Origin of the sequence: Anaerophaga thermohalophila str. Valhall (assembly GCF_000250735.1) — a bacterium.
Lineage (GTDB): Bacteria > Bacteroidota > Bacteroidia > Bacteroidales > Marinilabiliaceae > Anaerophaga > Anaerophaga thermohalophila_A.
This window is the reverse complement of record NZ_AHZV01000138.1, coordinates 1-2,599: the sequence shown is the minus strand read 5'-3', so window position 1 is coordinate 2,599 and position 2,599 is coordinate 1. Positions and strand designations below refer to the sequence as shown.

At 40.7% G+C, this 2,599-nt stretch carries 4 protein-coding genes; all 4 read right to left on the bottom strand.

The window, feature by feature from the left end; genetic code table 11:
- Nucleotides 1-448: 448 nt before the first annotated feature.
- From folK to OQ5_RS0107400, 4 genes are read right to left on the bottom strand one after another with little or no spacing between them, the layout of a single operon-like run.
- Nucleotides 449-826 carry a 2-amino-4-hydroxy-6-hydroxymethyldihydropteridine diphosphokinase gene (gene folK, locus OQ5_RS0107415; protein WP_016776877.1) on the bottom strand — a complete coding sequence of 126 codons (378 nt, stop codon included), beginning with the start codon at nucleotides 824-826 and terminating at the stop codon, nucleotides 449-451.
- A complete protein-coding gene (locus OQ5_RS0107410; protein ID WP_026055163.1) occupies nucleotides 826-1,182 on the bottom strand; it encodes a dihydroneopterin aldolase in 357 nt (118 codons plus the stop codon). The genes folK and OQ5_RS0107410 overlap by 1 nt, the downstream gene beginning before the upstream one ends.
- Before the next feature lie 2 nt (nucleotides 1,183-1,184).
- Nucleotides 1,185-1,904, bottom strand: coding sequence for an SDR family oxidoreductase (locus OQ5_RS0107405; RefSeq protein ID WP_016776875.1), 720 nt, complete (start codon nucleotides 1,902-1,904; stop codon nucleotides 1,185-1,187).
- Entirely contained in the window at nucleotides 1,901-2,374 is a 474-nt protein-coding gene (locus OQ5_RS0107400; RefSeq protein WP_016776874.1) for a GAF domain-containing protein, read from the bottom strand. Before OQ5_RS0107400 ends, OQ5_RS0107405 begins: the two co-directional genes overlap by 4 nt.
- Nucleotides 2,375-2,599 lie beyond the last annotated feature (225 nt).

Sequence of the window (2,599 nt, the reverse complement as noted above, 5' to 3'; positions counted from 1 at the left end):
TATGCTTTTTATACCGCACTCATTTATATCAACCGCGAGTTCTTGCAAGCAAGCAGCAGAGCAGAGCGACGAGGATCTTGGCCGCACCAGGATGAGTCTTAACGGCTTTGCCGTTTTAAAAAGCTGTTTCACAGTTTTTTAATTCGTGTCATTCGTATCATTCGTGGTTCATGTGAACAAAATGGCAATAGCCATTTTTTAAGATACAATTGTAAGGAAAATCGTTTCTATGAAAAGCACGTCTATTTGTGATGAACCATTTATAAAAATAGCTACGCCATTTTTTGCGGAATATTGGCATTAAAAATATGATTTTCAGGCTATAGCATTCATCGTAAATCTTATATCTTCCAATCCAATGGTCTATTCTGACCTATCATCGAATTCACCCCTGAAAGTCTTTTTTTATAAGGAACAAACTGGTTGCCTGATGATTCCTGAAAATTTCTCACGCTGTAGTTATTTCCGAGACCAGCTGTTGAAGAAAATCTCTATGGTAATAATCTTCATCCACAATCTCATCATTCCAGACCAGAATGTCGAGATCGATTTCGCGAGGCCCAAACTTTGGACGTGAACGGTTGCGTCCAAGGATATCTTCCATCTCTTTTAGCCTTATTGACAATTCGTTCCTTTCAAGATCGGTTTCCATAAGAATGGCAGTGTTGTAGAAATCGGGCTGGTTGGTAATGCCCACAGGCGCAGTCCTGAGAATGGAAGAGCGCTTCAGTAGCCTGAAATTCTGTTGTAATAGATCAACTGCCCGCTTCAAATTTAAATGGGCATCAATATTACTTCCAAGTCCTATGATCACGCGGTTGCTCATTATTGTCTGGTTGTTTTTGACAGGGAGAATGAAACGCTCCGGGCAAATCGCAGAGCATGGGGTTTGTCCACTTCTATCTCGACCGACTGTACCCTTGGAATGGACAAAATCAGGTCTGCAACATCATTGGCCACTTTCTCCAGCAGGTTGAAGCTGTTTCCCTCTACCAGAGCAATAATCTGTTTACATATTTCTCTGTAATCCAGAGCTTCACCAGGTTCATCACTCAATTCCTCGCCCTGAGTTAGATAATTAATGGATATATTCAGCACTAAATCCTGTTTTTTCCCCAATTCATGCGGATTGAAGCCAACCTGCGTACGCAACAAAAGATCTTTGATAAAAATTGTAGCCATAGTCATAGAAGATGTAACCCACTGTCACAATAAATAATTTGACCTGTAACAGAGGAATTGTTCAACAAAAAAGAGACTGAAGCAGCAATATCGGAAGTATCAACCCTTTGTTTCAGCGGTGTTCTGTCAACAACATGCTTCAGGTACTCATCGCTTTTGCGCGGTGGTGGCAGTACAGGGCCGGGAGCAACAGCATTCACCCTGAACGCGGGCGCGAAAGATAATGCAGCCATTTTCGTAAGAGCCTGCAGGTTCTTCTTGGCCAAAAGATAGGCAGCATGAGATGCTTCGTTGGATGTAATTTTGGCATCGAGCATATTAACGACCGATCCGGAATCAAAGGAATTTCTGAACGACTGGAGCAAAAAGAAAGGTGCTTCAAAGTTCACACCCATTTCTTTTCGTAAAAAAGAAGGGGAAGTCTCTTCAATAGTGCCTGAATGGAAAGTACTGGCATTGTTGACCAACGCATGCAATCTCTCAATTCCTTCAGGCAATCTGCCAAAAAGCGACAAAACAGCATCCATATTACTTAAATCACATTGAATAACAGGAAATTTCCGGTCGCTGTAAGTTTCCTTTAATTCATTTGAAAGGCGAAGCGCTTCATCACGACTATGGTTATAATGCAAAACCACTTCCCATCCATCGGATGCAAGAAAACGGGCAATGGCTGCCCCTACTCTTTTTGCCGACCCGGTAATTAAAACTGTTTGCTTCATTTAGAAGAAGATTCGAATATCAAAGTGACGATTTTCTCAAGTTCATTCTGGTCTATTTCGTCAAAGGCATTCAGCTTTTTACTATCCACATCCAAAACAGCAACAATTTTGCCGGTTTTGTTATAAACGGGAACCACAATTTCCGACTTACTCAATGACGAACAGGCAATATGACCGGGAAACTTTTCCACATCAGGCACAATAAGGCTCCTTTTTTCATTGATCCCTGCCCAGCACACCCCGGTATCCTTTTTTAGCTTAAGACAGGCAACGGGTCCTTGATAAGGACCAACAACAAGATCGCCGTTGTCGAGATAATAAAATCCGGTCCAGAAAAAATCAGGCATTTTATGATGTAACAGAGCAACAATTGTGCTCATTCGTGACCATGGGCTCCCGGTGGCTCCTATTAATTCCTCAATTTGTCTTAGAATTCGCTGGTATCGTCCGGTTTTGGTTTTGTTGCTCATATATTCTTTTAATAGATTTTTAGATATTAGATGTAAGAGCCCGGTCTAAAAAGCATCTTTATTGCCAAACTCTGTGTTGTTTTAAATTTTTGCATCCTCATTAACAACAAGTTAACTCCGGTACAAAAATTTAAGACGCATTGATTTTGACAAAAATATGCTTTTTATACCGCACTCATGTAAGATTATTTCTACAACTTTGATATACTATATTTTAACACTACT